General features: G+C 71.4%; 1 pseudogene. It reads left to right on the forward strand.

From position 1 onward, the window contains the following. Positions 1–290 (forward strand): annotated as a pseudogene (locus ACFR9S_RS05395) (hypothetical protein); the annotation flags it as partial.

Below are 290 nucleotides of genomic sequence, written 5' to 3' on the forward strand. Positions count from 1 at the left end.
GGGAGTGGGAACTGCCCGACGACGTCCGCGAGACGCTCGCGGCGTCGGCGCCGTCGTTCGAACTCGACTCGCTCTCGGTGCCCGACAGCGTCGACCGCGGGGAGACACTCGAGGTGGAGCTGACGGCGACGAACACCACGGAGACCGCGGGCCGCTTCCTCGCGGCCGCCTACTGGCCGACACGGATCGCCGACGACGACGAGTCCCACCTGATCGAGCGCTCCGTCGACGCCGGCGGGACGGTGACGGCGTCGCTCTCGATCGACACCGAGTACACGCACGCCGACGAG

The organism is Halolamina salina (assembly GCF_042678005.1).
Taxonomy (GTDB): Archaea; Halobacteriota; Halobacteria; order Halobacteriales; family Haloferacaceae; genus Halolamina; species Halolamina salina.